Here is a 16362-nt window from a genome sequence, read left to right as displayed (position 1 = left end):
ATTGCCGCTCAAGGTCGAAATCGGCATCTGGTTGACGGATGGACGTGTTAGGGAAGGGCTGGCGGTTGTCAAAACGGCTGACCGGGGTCGGGCGTGGAACGCCCACTTCGAGCCGAGAGAAAAGTGGCCGGTCGTTCCGCTAATCGGCGCCTCATACGGCCGATCTGGTCAGATCCAGGTTCGACAGCCTTTCCCCTGGTCTTTCTGCGACAGGTGTCTTCACGGCGGGACGGAGATAACTTGTCTTGTCGAACCATCGGTTACCAGTCCGCCACACCGTTCCTGCCGTTCGCGAGGGCGTGGGCAAGGGCATATCCTTCGCACCAGAAGCGAGCTTCGGTCGAACCGCGAGGGTACGGACAATCATCCAGGCTCGATCCGTCATTGAAGGCGTACAAGCCACGCCAGAAGGGATTGAGGGATTCTCGCATGGGCACCTACCTGGGTTATGCCCAGGCGAGGCAATCCCCGTGCCTCGCACGTTCCTTCCGTCGGCCATTGGTACGGCCCACGAACGGTAGCGCCGGCGGGAGGGGACGGGGCCAAGGGTCCGCCCGGCGAGACGGTGGTCGGCCGGCCTAGGGGCCGATGGTGCCGCGTGCCTCCCGAGCGCTTTCACCGAGGTCGCGCAGGTCTCCCAACACCTTCGCGGCATAGTCGCGGATTGACGGAGGGCCGGAACGGACGGCTTCCTCGTAGGCCGGGATCTCCTTGTCGAGGGCCTGCGTCTCGGTCTCGGCGTAGCGTCGTGACAGCGCCAGGTAATCCAAGGGCTCCATGTTCTCGACGATGCTTCGCAGCTCAAGGTCAAGCGTGTCACGCACCTCGATCCCGGATGCCTGGGCAAGGCGGGCGAGCCCCGGCAATTGCGCCGCGCGATAATCGCGTACGCGTCCGGCCAGGGCCTTGATCTCGGGACGGGTGTCCTTGCCGGCCGCGATGGCGGAGATGCGCGCCTGGAACACGGCCGAGGCGTAGGCCGCCTCGACGAACCGCCGCGCGGCGTCGTGCGTCTCGGACCGTGCGGGTGCGCCCGCGCAAAGGAACAGAACCGCGAGGACCGTACGACGCCCGATCATTGCCATCCCGGCACTCCCTGCATGTTGGGTAGCTTGTGGGCGATGCCCTTGTGGCAATCGATGCAGGTCTTCTCGCCCGTGAAGAGGAACGTCTCGTGGGCGGTCGCCGCCCGGGGGTTCTGCTTCGCCACGTCCATCGATTGCGCGCTGTGGCAGTTGCGGCATTCCAGCGAGTCGTTCGCCTTCATGCGCCCCCATTCGTGCTCCGCGAGGTGGCGGCGCAGGTCCAGGAACTTGTCCCGGGTGTCGATGGAGCCGAAGAGGTGGCCCCAGACCTCCTTGGAGGCCTGCATCTTGCGGGCGATCTTGTCGGTCCATCGATGGGGCACGTGGCAGTCCGGGCAGGTGGCGCGTACGCCCGACCTGTTGGCGTAGTGCACCGTGCCCTTGAGCTCCTCGAAGACGTTCGCCCGCATCTCGTGGCAGGAGACGCAGAACTTCTCCGTGTTGGTGGTCTCCAGGGCCGTGTTGAAGCCTCCCCAGAAGAGCACGCCTGCGACGAAGCCGCCGAGCGTCAGGAAGGCGAGCGGTAGGGTTACGGGTGGGCGCGTGGCGGTGCGCACCCAAGGGTTCAGCCAGAACCAGGACCACGCCCGTGCGATCGCCGCCATCTCAGCGCCCCCGCGGCTCGCGCTCGACGAGCGCGTCCATGTCGACGAAGGTGTTGGGCACGAGCGGCCGGGCCCCGGTCTGCGGCACGTGGCAGGACAGGCAGGAGTAGCGTCGCGGCGAGACCCCGCCGAGCGTGTTGCCCTCTCGGTCCTGGTAGTGGGTGACGCTGATCATCGGCGCCTGCGATTGCTCGGTGAACTTCCTCGCGTGGCAGGACAGGCACTTGTTCGCGTTGAGGTCGAGCGCGTACCCCTCGATGGCATGCGGGATCAGCGGAGGCTGGTCCGGGTAGTTCCGCTTGCGGCGCACGTCGTCGGTGACCTGACGCTGCATGGGCGGGGCCGGCGCCTCCTTCGTGAAGGGTTCTGGACCGGTGAGCCGCGGAGCCTCCTGGGCGAGCAACGCACCCGCGACGAGGCATGTGAGGGCCGCGAGGGCCGAGAGCGCGAGGGGGCGCATCATTCCGCACCCCGGTCGGCGGTGGCGACGCCGACGACCTTGACGGCGCACTTCTTGAAGTCGGTCTGCTTCGAGATCGGGTCCGTCGCGTCCAGGGTGGCCTTGTTGATCAATTGGCTGGCGTCGAAGAAGGGCACGAAGACGCGCCCGACGGGCATCTTGTTGCGTCCGCGCGTCTCGACCCGGGACCGGATCTCGCCGCGGCGCGAGACGATGCGCACCTCCTGCCCGCGGCGCAGGCCACGCTTCTGCGCGTCGTCGGGATGCATGAACAGGACCGCCCCGGTGAACGCCCGGTAGAGCTCGGGAACCCGCATGGTCATGGAACCCGAGTGCCAGTGTTCGAGGACCCGGCCGGTGACCAGCCAGAGATCGTATTCCTCGTCCGGGGATTCGGCGGGAGGCTCGTAGGGCGCGGCCATGACGATGGCCCTCTTGTCCGGGTTGCCGTAGAACTGCCAGCCGCTTCCCTTCTCGACGTAAGGGTCGTGCCCTTCGCGATAGCGCCAGCGCGTCTCCTTGCCCTCGACGACGGGCCAGCGCAGGCCCCGGACCTCGTGGTACCGCTCGAACGGCGCCAGGTCATGCCCGTGGCCGCGTCCGAACGCGGCGTATTCCTCGAACAGGCCCTTCTGGACGTAGAAGCCGAACTGCCTCGATTCGAAGTTGCCGTAGTCCGTCGCCGCCTCGCCGAGGCCGAAGCGGTCGACGTTGCCGTTGCGCCAAAGGACGTCGAACAGGGACTTTCCCTTGTACTCGGGGTGGGCCGTCAGCGTTTCCGGCGCCCACGCGTCGTCGGTCGTGAACCGCTTGGAGAACTCCATCAGCTGCCAGAGGTCCGAGCGGGCCTCGCCCGGCGCATCGACGAGCTGGTGCCACATGTGGGTGCGGCGCTCGGCGTTTCCGTATGCGCCCTCCTTCTCGACCCACATGGCCGTTGGCAGGACGACGTCGGCCGCCATGGCCGTCACCGTCGGGTATGGATCCGAGCAGACGACGAAGTTCTCGGGGTTCCGGTAGCCCGGATAGGTCTCGTTGTTGGTGTTCGGCGCGGTCTGCAGGTTGTTGTTGCACATGATCCAGTAGGCATTGAGCTTGCCGTCCTTGAGCATGCGGTCCTGCTGCACGGCGTGGTAGCCGATCTCGCCGTTCAGCAAGCCGGGCGGCAACCTCCAGATCTCCTCGGCGTGCCTGCGGTGCTCCGGATTGTTGACCTGCATGTCGGCGGGCAGCCGATGCGAGAAGGTGCCGACCTCGCGGGCGGTGCCGCACGCCGAAGGCTGGCCCGTCAGCGAGAAGGGGCTGTTGCCGGGTTCCGCGATCTTACCGGTCAGCAGGTGGATGTTGTAGACGAGGTGATTGGCCCAGACGCCGCGTACGTGCTGGTTGAAGCCCATCGTCCAGAGCGACATCACCTTGGTCTTGGGATCGGCGTACATCCTGGCGAGCGTCAGCAGGCGCTCCTTCGAGACGCCGGTGAGATCGGCCGTCTTTTCCAGGGTGTAGTCGCTCACCATCCTGGAATAGGCTTCGAGGTCCGACGGCTGCGAGACCGCGGCCTCGTTGGCATGGGCCGCGCGCTGCTCCAGCACGTGCTCGGGCCTCAGGCCGTAGCCGATGTCCGTGTTGGCCATCCGGAAGTTCACGTGGCGCTCGACGAAGTCCCGGTTCACGGCGCCGTTCTGGATGATGTAATTCGCCACGAAATTGAGGACGGCGAGGTCCGTGCCCGGCTTGAAGATCAGGGACTGGTCAGAGAGGTCGGTCGTTCGGTGCTCGTAGGTCGACAGCGTCGCGATGCGGACATGCGGCGCGCTCAGGCGCCGGTCGATGATCCGCGTCCACAGGATGGGGTGCATCTCTGCCATGTTCGAGCCCCAAAGCACGAAGGCGTCGGCATGCTCGAAGTCGTCGTAGCACCCCATCGGCTCGTCCATGCCGAAGGTGCGGATGAACCCGACGGCGGCCGAGGCCATGCAGTGGCGCGCGTTCGGATCGAGGTTGTTGGACCGGAATCCGGCCCGCATCAGCTTCGTGGCCGCGTATCCCTCGAAGATGGTCCACTGCCCGGAGCCGAACATGCCGACCGCCTTCGGCCCCTTCTCGCGCAGGACGCGCTTCCACTGCCGCGCCATCTCGTCGAAGGCCTGGTCCCAGGTGACGGGCCGAAGCTCCGCGGACTTGTCGAACTTGCCGTCCCGGACGCGCATCAACGGGCTTGTGAGCCGGTCCGCCCCGTACATGATCTTCGAGAGGAAGTAGCCCTTCACGCAGTTCAGGCCGCGGTTGACCTCCGCCTGCATGTCGCCGTGCGTCGCGACCACGCGTCCGTCCTTCACCCCGACCATCACGCCGCAGCCGGTGCCGCAGAAGCGGCACGGCGCCTTGGACCACTTCAGGGCGACGTCCTCGCCGGCGGCCAGGTTCTGCGCCTTGGCCGGCAGGTCGACGCCGGCGACCGCGGCGGCCGCGGCGGCGGCCTGCGCCATCAGCAGGGTTCTGCGGGACAGGTCCATGGTCGTCTCCTTCAAAGCGGCGGCGTCGCCGGGCCGGGACCTACTCGAAGCGGTGATAGACGAGGGCGGTCGAGAGGACCCCGGGGAGCTCTCCGATCTCGCCCAGGCGTTGCACGACGTCGTGCTCGCTCGGGGTCTCCAGCGTCACGACGATCTTCCCCGTGGGGCTCTGCCCATGCACGTCGAGCCCCGGCATGGCCCTCAGCACCCCGAGGACGTCCCCGAGGCGCTCCGGGCGTGCATGGACGACGAGCCCGGTGACGTGGTGCTCGCCCTCGGCCTGACCGGGCGCGGCGCGGCCGGACAGCAGGTCCCGCCGGGACAAGGCAACCTGTTCGCGAACCATCGAACCCTCCTAGACGGGCCCCGGGGGACCGGTGAACGCGTAGTACATCCAGACGAGGAAGCCCCAGCCGGCGACCGCCCCGACGGCGATGAAGGGCCAGATGAGGACGGCAAGGATCAGGAAGGCCAACAACTCCCGCCAGAGGGCTTGGCCCTTCGCGCGGCTGGATGTCGGCAGGTCCGCTCGCGTGCGTAGGTCTTGCATGCGCAGCTCCTCAGACAGCCGACGCGGGGCGTCGTACCGGCAGGTCCGAGCAGGCGGAGACGGATCGCCAGGCGGACGACATGGGAACGGTGGCGCGCCCCGCCGGACCGTGGCGGCGGAGCGTGCAGGGAAGGCTGGCCGGCGCGATGTGGCCCATACCCGTTGTCGGAAACGCTCGCGGGCACCTTGCGGAGGCCTTCGAAGCCAAGTCCGGAAGCGGGAGGGGGACCTTGCCGATGCAGCACGGCGGGATGGGTCCGTAGGCGAATGACCGGCCGTCGCGCTTTCCCGGCATCTCATCTCCCCGACGGCCTGCTCCAAGGCGTCTTGGGGCATCCTAGCCGGATGCGCAGACCGATCTTTGCGCCGACGCAAACAGGACGGCCCAACGGTGCGTTTGCGGTCAGGTTCGCCCACCGGGCGCAGGACCGGCTAGGACGGGGTCGTGCAAGTGCCGCGAGGGTCTCCGCATCCGCGGCCAGTCGGGCTGGATCGTCCTGGCCCTTCGCCTGGGGGAACAGCGTTCGGCGGGCCCGCCCCTCGTCCGGCCGTCGTTCTCCGCAAGGCGGGAGGATAGGGCCCCCACCGTGCCTGGACGATGGACGGACACCGCATCCGGACCGGCACGCCCGTCGCCACCGCCAAGCGCGAGGTCGAGCCACCCGCCCTGCGAACAGGCGGATCTCCGTGCGACGGTCGAGCGCCTTCGCAAGTGCCGACAAGGCCTTCGGGATGCCTTCTGCGAACTGGACGAGAGTGGGGTCGCGACATTCGGATCGAGGTCGGATTCGCCTCCAGGCGGCGAAGGGCAACGTCGAAGGGAATGGTGCCCGCGACGGTGCCTCGTTCGAGCGCCGCCCAACCGACCGTGGTTAGGCATCACCACTGCGGATAGCTCCGGAGCTGCCCCCTGCGCCCGTGGTCGACGCGACCAAGCCTGTCCCGATGCCTGACCACGCGGATCGGTCTGCTCTCGCGGCTGCAATGCCCGCCTGCCGCATGTCAACCCCGGCACACTCCTTAAGGTACCCTCCGATTGAACCTTATCCAGGCAGGGCCCTAGAACACGGCACCGCCATGAACCTTCGAGGAACGCCGATGCCGACCCCGCTGAGCCCCGAAACCATCGCACTCATCAAGGCCACGGTCCCGGCGCTGGAGGCGCATGGACTGGAGATCACGCGACGGATGTACGAGCGCCTGTTCCGTAACGCCGAGATCCGCGACCTCTTCAACCAGTCCCACCACGGCGAGAGCGGCTCGCAGCCGAAGGCGCTGGCCCAGGCGGTGCTGGCCTACGCCCGCAACATCGACAATCTCGGCGCCCTCTCGGGCGCGGTCGAGCGGATCGCCCAGAAGCACGTCGCCCTCAACATCCTGCCGGAGCATTACCCCTACGTCGCCGACGCCCTGCTGGCGGCCATCGGGGACGTTCTCGGGGACGCGGCGACGGCCGAGATCTGCGCGGCGTGGGGCGAGGCTTACTGGTTCCTGGCCGAGTTGCTGATCGGGCGAGAGGCGACGATCTACCGTGACCTCGCGGCGAAGCCGGGCGGCTGGAACGGTTGGCGCGATCTGGTGGTCGAGAGCGTCTCGCCGGAAAGCGACGTCATCCGCTCGTTCGTCCTCGTCCCGGCGGACGGGGGTCCGGTCCTGCGTCACGAGCCGGGCCAGTACCTCGGCTTCATGCTCGATCTTCCCGGCCATGGGGTGCTCAAGCGCAACTACTCGATCTCCTGTGCCCCGAACGACCGATCCTACCGCATCACCGTGAAGCGCGAGGCGCATCCCGGTCAGCCGGGCGGAACCGTCTCGAACTGGTTGCACGATCACGCGGGACCCGGAACCGTGCTCCGCGCGGCTCCTCCGGCCGGCGACTTCTTCCTCGACCGCTCGACGGACGCTCCCGTCGTCCTGGTGAGCGGGGGCGTCGGGCTCACACCGATGGTCAGCATGCTGGAGTCCATCGCGGCGACGAGCCGCGACAGGCCGACTTGGTACGTGCATGGGACCCTGAACGGCCATACGCATGCGATGCGCGATCATGTCCGAGGGCTTGTCGCCGGTGACGAAATGCTCAAGGTGCAGACCTTCTACGCGCAGCCGGACGCGCAGGACCGCCTGGGCGAGCACTACGACGACGCCGGTCTGATCACGCCCGAATGGCTCGTCGCGCAGACGCCGCACGCAGCGGCCACCTACTATCTTTGCGGCCCGAAGCCCTTCCTCAGTGCGCTGGTGAACGGGTTGATGCGACGCGGGGTGCCGGCCGAGCGCATCCGATTCGAGTTCTTCGGTCCGACTGACGAGCTGCTCGACGAGGCCCGCCAAGCCGCCTGATCGCGCGACGCCGCCCGACAAGGGCTGCGTCCCAGTCAGGGGGAACCCGGGTAAGCCGCGCGTAAGGCGCTCGCCGCCCATCAGCATAGGGCCGGCAGCCGCCCTTGAGCGGAACGGAGGGTGGTTGTCACCAGCCAGGACCTTTGGACGGTCTTGGCGCGCTCCGCTTGCGCTTTCCTGATCCCGCCTTCGGATCGCGCGAGACCCGGAACCAAAGCAGCGCCCTGTCCAACGCCCTCGGGGCGGAAGCCTGGTCGCGCGGCAGCCCCCCCCGCACGGGCATTCCGACCGTGCGCACTCGGCACGGACCCCGTGATCCCCCTTGTCCCGGGCTCTGATTGCTTCAACGATCCTTTCGGGCAGTCATAGGACGGCGGTCAGGCGGCGTCGGGGTCCGATCCCCGTAATGCCGTACGAGCGACGCCCGGCTCGGCGCTCATGAGGAGGCGAAGGGCCCGCTAGAGGTCCTCGACGGAATAGGGCTTGCGCAGCAGCTCGAAGCCATGACGCCCATCCTCCGCCAGTGCATGGCTGTAGCCGCTGGTGAGCAGGATGGGCAGGCCGGGATAGAGGCTTCGGATCGCCCGTCCCAGTTCGATGCCGTTCATGCCCGGCATCACGACGTCGGAGAAGACGATGTCGTGGCGACTCGAAGCCTCGGCGAGGCAACGCAACGCATCGTCTGCGTTGGACGCCCAGGTCGTCTCATACCCGAGCTCCCGCAGGATCTGGGTCGAGAACGTCCCCACCTCGACGTTGTCCTCGACCACCAGGACCCGCCGTCCGCCACCGCGCGTCGTCTCCGAGGCCGCGGCCGGGCCCAGCGGCTCGTGACGCCCGGCCGGATCGCACGTCGCCTCGGGCAGGTAGAGGGTCAGGGAGGTGCCAAGCCCGACGGTGCTCTCGACCTCGACGTTGCCGCCCGACTGCTTGGCGAAGCCGAACACCTGGCTGAGGCCCAGGCCCGTGCCCTTGCCGACTTCCTTCGACGTGTAGAAGGGCTCGAAGATGCGGCCGATCCGTTCAGGGGCGATGCCGCAGCCGGTATCGGTGACGGAGACGGACACGAACGAACCGCCCGGTGCGGCATGCCCGCGGATGGCCGGCAGCACGGTCCCGCAATCCACGCGAAGCGTGAGCAACCCCTCTCCGTCCATGGCGTCACGTGCGTTCACGGCCAGGTTCACCAACGCGGTCTCGAACTGGCTTGTGTCCGCCTCGATGAAGCAGGGCGTCGTGGGTACGGTCCGCTCGATCCGGATGCGCGCGCCGACGATGGTGGCGAGCATGTCCGTGATCGCATGGACCCGCTCGCCGACGTCGAAGACATCGGCGTGAGCGCCTGCCGACGGGCGAAGGACAGCAGTTGGCCCGTCAGCTTGGAGGCGCGGTCCACGGTGTCGGCGATGGCATCGACATAACGGCGGCGACGCTCCTCGGGCAGATCCGGGCGGCGCAGGAGGTCGGTGGATGACTTGATCACCGTCAGGAGGTTGTTGAAGTCGTGCGCGATGCCGCCGGTCAACTGTCCGACCGCCTCCATCTTCTGCGCCTGGCGCAGGGCATCCTCGATCCGCTCGCGCTCCAAGCTCTCCGCTTCCAGTCGAAGATTAGAGGCGGCGAGTTCGCGCAGATGCGACTTCTGCTCGGTCAGGTCGGTGAGGACGCCGCATAGGAGAGGTGTCGCCTCGTCCCGTACCAACAGGCTGAGGGACAGGTAGACCGGCACCCGACCCTGGTCCTCGACGGCAAGCGTGAGTTCGGCGCGAGCCACGCCAAGCCGGGCACCTTCGAGGAGGCGTGCCAGTTCGGGCTGGTCCTCGACGGCGATGAAGCCCTGCAGGGACTGGCCGATCAATCGCTCCTGGCGGACGCAAAGCATCTCGGCCAAGCGGCGGTTGCAGTACAGGACTGTCCCCTCGGCGCTCAGTGTCAGGGCGCCTTCCTGGATCTGCTCGATGAGCACGCGATACGGCCGGTCCGCGTTCTCCAGGGTGTAGATCTGGCGCCGGCCGTCGTTGCCCTGAACCACGACGGCGTCGAAGTCGCCCCGGCGGATGGCCCCCAGGGTCTCCTCGCTCTCCTCCAGTCGCGCCTCAAGCTCGCGGATACGCGCCTGATCCGCCAGATGGCGCGGATCGAGGTCGATGTCCGCAGCCTCAGTGTCCATCGCCACCCTGCTGAGGCGCGGGCGTCAGTTCCAGGGCGCGCAGGACGCGGCCCTCGTCGGACAGGTCGCCGATGATGCGCCGAAGCGGGGGTGGCAACAGCTTCAGGAGAGTGGGAGCCGCCACGACCTGGTTCTCCTCCGCGAGTTCCGGCTGCTGGTAGATGTCGACCACCTCAAGGTCGAAGCGACCCGCCAGGTGCTCGTCGCAGATGCGGTTGAGGTTCTCGATCGTTCGACGCGACCGCGGCGACGTCCCCGCGATGAACAAGCGCAGCAGGTATCGATCCTGGGATACCCCGCCAGCGTGGTCAATGGTCAAGGAACGACAACCTTCGGGCGGATGTCGAGGCCGACTAGGACCTTCTCGGTGTTGGACAGGTCGCCCACCATCCGCTTGAGCGGCTCCGGCAGGCGACGGACAAGGGTGGGGATGGCCAGGATCTGGTCACCGGCGGCGAGCTGCGGGTTCTTGACGAGGTCGATCACCTCGATGTCGTAGCGGCCGGCAAGATGCTCCTCGCACACGCGCTTGAGGTTGGCCAGGGCGGCCATGGACCTGACCGTCTGACCGGCCACGTAGAGGCGCAGGCGGTAGTGGCCATCCTCGTCGGCCACCTCGGATTGACGCGGATCGCTCATTCGGCGGCGCTGCTGCGGGCCGAGACCACGAGCCGCTCGTTGCCCATGACCGCCTCGCGCGCCTCATCCTGCGTCAGCAGGACGGCCTCCTCCTCCTCCGCCACCTCAAGGCTTGCCCTCAACTCCGCGATCTGGCGCTCGATGGCGTGCCGGCGACGAAGGACGTCGCGCTTTCGGCGCTCGCTCTCCTGGCGCCGGCGCAGCGCGGCGGCGTTCTCCTCGGCTTCCTGCACGACGCGCGCGGTGCCGGTCAGGACCCCGGTGGGACCGACATAGGCCTCGACGAGCGTGATGCCGGCAGTCGACATCCGGAACTCGCGCACCTGGTTGGAGTGGCTCATCCCGCGCGCCTTGATGACGTACAGGGTCCTGGTGCGCTCGCCGTTGGCCTCGACGCTGACGAGCTTCACCCAGGCGTCCATCAGGGAGGACAAGCCAAGGTCGTCGGCATCCTCGACGGTCCCGTCCGTCCGAAGGCTGGTGAACACGGCCGTGATCCCGCGGCTCTTCAGGAAGTCGACCATGCGCAGGAGCGTGGCCTGCACTTCGGAGCTCGGCCCGCGCAAGGCGGAGATCGGATCGAGCACGACGACGGTCGGTTGGAATCGCACGATGTCGCGGTGCATCCGCGCCAGGTGCATCTCCAGGCCGAACAGGCTCGGGCGCGCCGCCTCGAACCGGAGCAGGCCACTCTCGACATGCCGCCGAAGGTCCAGCCCGATGGAGCGCGCATTCCTGCAGATCTGCTCGCCGCTCTCCTCGAACACGAAGGAGAGGCAGCGCTCGCCGCGTGCGCAAGCCGCATCCAGGAGCGAAGCAGCGATGCTGGTCTTGCCCGTCCCTGCGATGCCCGAGATCAGGATGCTAGATCCGCGATAGAAACCGCCAGGCCCCAGCATGGCATCGAGCCCGGCGATTCCCGTGGACATGATCTCGTCGGAGACGCCATGGTCGAGTTCGGCCGAGGTCACGGGCAGGACGCTGATGCCCTGGTCGTCGATCAGGAACGGGTACTCGTTGGTGCCGTGCGCGGAGCCGCGATACTTCACCACCCGCAGGCGCCGCGTGGTGATCTGGTCCTCGACCCGGTTGTCGAGCAGGATCACGCAGTCCGAGACGTATTCCTCCAGACCTTGGCGAGTGAGCTGCCCCTCGCCGCGCTCGCCGGTGATGATGGCGGTCAGGCCTCGGTCCCGAAGCCAGCCGAACAGCCGGCGCAGCTCGGCCCTCAGGATCGAGGCATCGCTCAGGCCGGCGAACAGCGTCTCGATGGTATCGAGCACCACGCGCTTGGCGCCGATGCTGTCGACCGCATAGCCGAGGCGGATGAACAAGCCTTCGAGGTCATACTCCCCCGTCTCCTCGATCTCGCTGCGCTCGACGCGGACATGGTCGATGGCGAGCTTGCCCTCGGCCACCAAGCCGTCGAGGTCGTAGCCGAGCGAGGCCACGTTCGCGGCAAGGTCCTCCGCCCGCTCCTCGAAGCTCATGAAGACGCCAGGCTCGCCGTAAAGGGTGGCCCCGTTCACCAGCGTGGTGACCGCGAACAGGGTCTTGCCGCAGCCGGCAGCCCCGCAGACCAGGGAAGGACGTCCCGCGGGCAGGCCGCCGAAGGTGACATCGTCGAAGCCGGCGATGCCGGTCCTTGCCTTCGGCGGAGCCGAGGCGGAGGTAGGATCAGTCGCCACGATTCATTCCCTTGGGATCCCCGCTCGGAGGCGTGGGCCAGATACCATCCCGAACTGCCGTCGTCGCCGCGATGCGGGCGATCAGCGCCGCCTTGATGAGGTTGGTAAGGGTGCGATTATCCAGGCGCGAGCGGTCCCGCGCTGCCGCCAGCTGATCCGCATCGATCCTGACCGAGAGGGGCTGCTCCATGGTCCGCCCTCGGCCTCTGGTCCGACCTCAATAAGCCACGCGATGCGAAAAGCAACACGATCCGCACGAGAGCCGGATAGGGTGCGGGATGCATGTTGGAGTGGAGCTCAGGGCCGATGGGCACCTTCGCATCGTCCTCCACTGGTATCGTTATGGCATGTGAGAAACGGCCGGGGCCCAAGCGCAGTCCCCGCACGGCGGGCATCGACATCAAGGCTCCCGGGCGAGCGTCGGACACCCTCGCCGACGCGAAGGATGCCGGCCACCGAGCCGGCAGTCCAGCTATCCGACCTGGCATGAAAAATGACCAAGGGCTGGACCGTCCCTGGACCCTGTCAGCTCGCTTCCAGGCCGATGCGTCCACCGCAGCCGTTCCCCCGTGCCGGGATTTGCCCGGATGCCTCGACCTTGAGCTCGCGTTCCGCAATAAGCCAGAACTCCAAGTCGAACCCATCCGGACGGTGATTGCGGTCCCAAACGTCGTAGGCACGTTCCCGAATGCGCTCGATGGTGATCCCGTCGTCCGCCATGCTCGATAGCCTCCGATCCTTCGATTGGTCGCCTCCGGGGAACCATGCGAGCCGGTCCCCTGTGCGGTACCTAAGCGCTTTGACATGCGCACGAGTGCCTGCTCCGGGCGATGCGGCACCCGCCCTCCGCCCTCCGCCGTTGGCGTCGCGAACGGGAGCATGCCGCCCGCGGCGGCGCTTACCGGCAATCCGCATCGTCCGCGAAGGTAGCAGCGTTCATTGCCCTGACGTGGCGGGCGCGGCGCCCTGTATGGCTCCCCGCCGGAACACGTCCGGCCAAGTAATGGGGGGTGGCGCATCGCGGGACAGCGGCAGCCTATAAAACCTGGTGGAACGGGCTTGAACGAAGCGCGGTACTTCACCCACAAGATGAACGGAGCAGAACGGGATATATCCAAGGCATGGCAGGCGCGCCCGCCGCATTCCCGCACGTTTTCCTTCGCGGCGGCCGGATGGGCGCCCGGATGCGGGAGCATGACTGGTCCGGGACCACCCTTGGTCCGACCGGGTCGTGGCCTGCCACCCTGACGGCAGCTATCGGCATCATGCTCCAGGCCGCGTCCCCAATGGCGGTCTACTGGGGTCCGGACCTGATCATCCTCTACAACGACGCCTGGGCCTCTGTCGTCGGCGCGAAGCACCCGGGTGCCCTCGGCCGGCCCGCACGCGAAGTCTTCCACGAGGCATGGCACGAGATCGGCCCCCTGTTCGCCCGGGTCATGTCCGGCGGGGATGCGGTCGAGGTTCAGGACCAGCACCTCCTGCTCGACCGGAACGGCGTGCTTGAGGACGCCTGGTTCGCCTACAGCCTCAACCCCGTCCTGGACATTGATGGGCAGGTTGGCGGCGTCTTCAACGTCGCGCAGGACACGACGCACCGGGCGCTTGCGACGGCCGGGCTCCAGGCGAGCGAGGAACGGTTCCGCTCGTTCGCGGAGAACTCGGCCAATGTCCTTTGGATCGCCGACCCAAAAGGTGGCCGGCTGGAGTACCTCAGCCGGGCCTACGAGCGGGTCTGGGGCGATAGGCGCGAGCTGGTAATGGACGACCTAGGCCGGTGGGCCTCGCTCGTGCATCCCGATGACCGCGGGCGAGCCGGTGCCGCGATGCCGCGCCTCCTCGCGGGTGAGACCCATACGGTCGAGTACCGGATCGTGCGCCCGGACGACGGGAGCGTGCGCCACATCCGCGACACCGGCTTCCCGATCCGCGACGAAAGCGGCCGGCTCCTGCGGCTCGGCGGCATCGCACAGGACGTAACCGATGAGCGCGCGCGCGAGGAGGCGCTCCGCGCGAGCGAGGAGCAGTTCCGCGCAGTCGCCCAGGCGACGCCGAACCATGTGTGGGCCGCCCGTCCAGAAGGGCATCTGCACTGGTTCAACGACCCCGTCTACGCCTACAGCGGCGCGCGCCCCGGGGACCTCGACGGCTGGGCCTGGGCGGACATCGTCCACCCGGACGACCGCGGGGCGGCCGCGGAGGCTTGGCGACGGTCCCTCGACGCCGGGACCGACTACGAGACCGAGTTCCGTATCCGACGCGCCGACGGCGTGTACCGGTGGTTCCTCATCCGGGGCAAGCCGGTGCGCGGGACCGACGGGAGCGTCGCCGGCTGGGTCGGGACCAACACCGACATCGACGACCGCAAGCGCGTGATGGTCGACTTCGTCCTGTTCAACGAGACCCTGGAACGGCGCGTGGCCGAGCGCACGGCAGAGCACGACAGGGTCTGGCGCAACTCGCGCGACCTTCTGGTGGTGATGGACGCCCAAGGCATCTTCCAGGCCGTGAATCCGGCTTGGTCCGCCATCCTCGGCCACGATCCGGCGGGGGTGGTCGGGCACCATTTCTCCGCCTTCGTCTGGCCCGAGGACGCGGCCCCTACGCAGGAGGCTGTGGAGGCGGCCGCGGCCGCCAGGGACCTGACGAGCTTCGAGAACCGCTACCGCCATGCGGACGGGACGCCGCGCTGGATTTCCTGGCACTCGTCGGTCGAGGGGGGCCTGATCTTCGGCTACGGACGCGACGTCACCGCGGAGAAGGAGAAGTCGGCCGCGTTGGCCCAGGCCGAGGACGCGCTCAGGCAGTCGCAGAAGATGGAAGCGGTCGGACAATTGACCGGAGGGGTTGCGCACGACTTCAACAACCTCCTCACCATCATCCGCTCGTCCATCGACTTCCTGCGCCGCCCCGACCTCGCCGAGGAGCGGAGGCGGCGCTACCTCGATGCCGTGTCCGACACCGTGGACCGGGCCGCGAAGCTCACCGGGCAGCTGCTTTCCTTCGCGCGGCGGCAAGCGCTCATGCCGGTGACTTTCGACGCCGTGGACTGCCTGCGCGGCATGGCCGAGATGCTGGACTCGATCTCGGGCGCGCGCATCCGCGTCGTGACCGAGATGCCCGATGCGGCCTGCTTCGTCCACGCGGACCGCAGCCAGTTCGAGACGGCGCTCGTGAACATGGCCGTCAACGCGCGCGATGCCATGGACGGGGAGGGCGCGCTCACCCTGCGTCTCGCCTGCGGCGTGGCGAAGCCTGCCATCCGTGGCCACGCCGAGGCACCCGGCCCCTTCGCGGCCGTCTCGCTGGCCGACACCGGGTGCGGCATCCCACCGGAGGCGGCCGGTCGCATCTTCGAGCCCTTCTACACGACGAAGGAGGTCGGCAAGGGCACGGGCCTGGGCCTCAGCCAGGTGTTCGGCTTCGCCAAGCAGTCCGGCGGGGACGTGGACGTCGAAAGCGAGATCGGACAGGGCACGACCTTCACCCTGTACCTGCCTGAGACCGGTGCGGTGGACTGCGAGAAGCCCCGACCCGTCGAGACGACCGGCGCGACGGGCGGGACCGGACAGCGGGTGCTGGTGGTGGAGGACAACGTCGAGGTGGGACGCTTCGCCGCCCGCATCCTGGACGACCTTGGCTACGAGGCGACGCTGGCGTCGAATGCGGCGGAGGCACTCGAACGGATCGGCGCGGACGGATCCGGATTCGACGCCGTGTTCTCGGACGTGGTGATGCCGGGCATGAACGGGGTCGACCTCGCGCGCGAGATCAGGCGTCGGCGCCCCGGTCTCGCGGTGGTGCTGACCTCGGGCTACAGCCACGTGCTCGCCCAAGAAGGGACCCACGGGTTCGAACTTCTCCATAAGCCCTACTCGGCGGACCAGCTTTCCCGCATCCTGCAGCGCGTCGTCGCACCTCCTTCGGAACACTGATCAGGGTCCCAAGCTCCGTCCGGGCGTGAAGCCGGTGGTTTCATCCGGGGGAACCGACGGCGCACCCCGGACAGGCAGGGCGCTCTACCCCGCTTCCCGGATCGGCCATCGGGCCCGGACGGGCTTTTTCATGGGTCAGGAGGAATCACCCCGCACGCGGGATGTGCTAGGAGGCGGGCATGCCCGTCAGACACTCCCGCCACATCACGCTGACCGAGACGACCACGACCTGGATTGACGGCCAGATCGCCAAGGGCCGGTACGCCTCGACCGGCGACCTCATCCGCACGCTGCGCATCCAGGATGAAGGCATGGTCACCGTCCCGCCCGCCGCTGCCATGCGAACGCCGCTCACCGAGGGGCAGGCGTAGGTC

Annotated in this window: 15 protein-coding genes and 1 pseudogene; 3 read left to right on the top strand and 13 right to left on the bottom strand. The window is 67.9% G+C overall.

The genetic code is table 11. The features are described from left to right. Positions 1 to 260: 260 nt before the first annotated feature. From OF380_RS28840 to OF380_RS25415, 7 genes are all read right to left on the bottom strand, one after another. Positions 261 to 431 carry a ribosome modulation factor gene (locus OF380_RS28840; protein WP_404810511.1) on the bottom strand — a complete coding sequence of 57 codons (171 nt, stop codon included), beginning with the start codon at positions 429 to 431 and terminating at the stop codon, positions 261 to 263. 147 nt (positions 432 to 578) lie between these two features. Beyond that, entirely contained in the window at positions 579 to 1085 is a 507-nt protein-coding gene (locus OF380_RS25440) for a DUF4142 domain-containing protein (protein WP_264048413.1), read from the bottom strand. Next, the gene (locus OF380_RS25435) at positions 1076 to 1690 is read right to left on the bottom strand and encodes a NapC/NirT family cytochrome c (RefSeq protein ID WP_264048412.1); all 615 of its coding nucleotides are present in this window, start codon (positions 1688 to 1690) and stop codon (positions 1076 to 1078) included. The genes OF380_RS25440 and OF380_RS25435 overlap by 10 nt, the downstream gene beginning before the upstream one ends. 1 nt (position 1691) lies before the next feature. Next, a complete protein-coding gene (locus OF380_RS25430) occupies positions 1692 to 2150 on the bottom strand; it encodes a nitrate reductase cytochrome c-type subunit (RefSeq protein WP_404810631.1) in 459 nt (152 codons plus the stop codon). Further along, positions 2150 to 4666, bottom strand: coding sequence for a periplasmic nitrate reductase subunit alpha (gene napA, locus OF380_RS25425; protein WP_264048410.1), 2517 nt, complete (start codon positions 4664 to 4666; stop codon positions 2150 to 2152). The genes OF380_RS25430 and napA overlap by 1 nt, the downstream gene beginning before the upstream one ends. Before the next feature lie 40 nt (positions 4667 to 4706). Continuing rightward, positions 4707 to 5012, bottom strand: a complete 306-nt coding sequence (locus tag OF380_RS25420; protein WP_264048409.1) for a chaperone NapD — start codon at positions 5010 to 5012, stop codon at positions 4707 to 4709. A 9-nt stretch (positions 5013 to 5021) separates the two neighbouring features. Further along, positions 5022 to 5216: a periplasmic nitrate reductase, NapE protein gene (locus tag OF380_RS25415; protein WP_264048408.1), complete on the bottom strand. Its 195-nt coding sequence runs from the start codon at positions 5214 to 5216 to the stop codon at positions 5022 to 5024. Between the two features lie 1098 nt (positions 5217 to 6314). Between OF380_RS25415 and hmpA the strand changes: the two genes are divergently transcribed. Continuing rightward, positions 6315 to 7556, top strand: coding sequence for an NO-inducible flavohemoprotein (hmpA, locus tag OF380_RS25410; RefSeq protein WP_264048407.1), 1242 nt, complete (start codon positions 6315 to 6317; stop codon positions 7554 to 7556). 458 nt (positions 7557 to 8014) lie between these two features. On the opposite strand, the pseudogene OF380_RS25405 reads toward hmpA, so the two are convergent. The 6 genes and pseudogenes from OF380_RS25405 to OF380_RS25380 all read right to left on the bottom strand — a co-directional run bounded on the left by OF380_RS25405 (position 8015) and on the right by OF380_RS25380 (position 12773). Continuing rightward, a pseudogene (locus OF380_RS25405) lies at positions 8015 to 9726 on the bottom strand (ATP-binding protein). Further along, the gene (locus OF380_RS25400; RefSeq protein ID WP_264048406.1) at positions 9716 to 10045 is read right to left on the bottom strand and encodes a circadian clock KaiB family protein; all 330 of its coding nucleotides are present in this window, start codon (positions 10043 to 10045) and stop codon (positions 9716 to 9718) included. The pseudogene OF380_RS25405 and the gene OF380_RS25400 overlap by 11 nt, the downstream one beginning before the upstream one ends. Continuing rightward, positions 10042 to 10365, bottom strand: a complete 324-nt coding sequence (locus OF380_RS25395) for a circadian clock KaiB family protein (RefSeq protein WP_264048405.1) — start codon at positions 10363 to 10365, stop codon at positions 10042 to 10044. The genes OF380_RS25400 and OF380_RS25395 overlap by 4 nt, the downstream gene beginning before the upstream one ends. After that, the gene (gene kaiC / locus OF380_RS25390; RefSeq protein ID WP_264048404.1) at positions 10362 to 12053 is read right to left on the bottom strand and encodes a circadian clock protein KaiC; all 1692 of its coding nucleotides are present in this window, start codon (positions 12051 to 12053) and stop codon (positions 10362 to 10364) included. The genes OF380_RS25395 and kaiC overlap by 4 nt, the downstream gene beginning before the upstream one ends. After that, the gene (locus tag OF380_RS25385) at positions 12043 to 12243 is read right to left on the bottom strand and encodes a hypothetical protein (protein WP_264048403.1); all 201 of its coding nucleotides are present in this window, start codon (positions 12241 to 12243) and stop codon (positions 12043 to 12045) included. Before OF380_RS25385 ends, kaiC begins: the two co-directional genes overlap by 11 nt. Positions 12244 to 12578: 335 nt before the next feature. Beyond that, positions 12579 to 12773 (bottom strand): DUF2934 domain-containing protein, encoded by a 195-nt coding sequence (locus tag OF380_RS25380; protein WP_264048402.1) that lies wholly within the window; start codon positions 12771 to 12773, stop codon positions 12579 to 12581. Positions 12774 to 13174: 401 nt separating this feature from the next. Between OF380_RS25380 and OF380_RS25375 the strand changes: the two genes are divergently transcribed. Then, positions 13175 to 15988, top strand: coding sequence for a hybrid sensor histidine kinase/response regulator (locus OF380_RS25375; protein ID WP_264048400.1), 2814 nt, complete (start codon positions 13175 to 13177; stop codon positions 15986 to 15988). A gap of 179 nt (positions 15989 to 16167) precedes the next feature. Continuing rightward, positions 16168 to 16359, top strand: a complete 192-nt coding sequence (locus OF380_RS25370; protein ID WP_264048399.1) for a type II toxin-antitoxin system ParD family antitoxin — start codon at positions 16168 to 16170, stop codon at positions 16357 to 16359. Positions 16360 to 16362: the final 3 nt, after the last annotated feature.

The organism is Methylobacterium sp. FF17, assembly GCF_025813715.1.
GTDB classification, from domain to species: Bacteria; Pseudomonadota; Alphaproteobacteria; order Rhizobiales; family Beijerinckiaceae; genus Methylobacterium; species Methylobacterium flocculans.
This window is presented reverse-complemented; position numbering and strand designations above follow the sequence as displayed.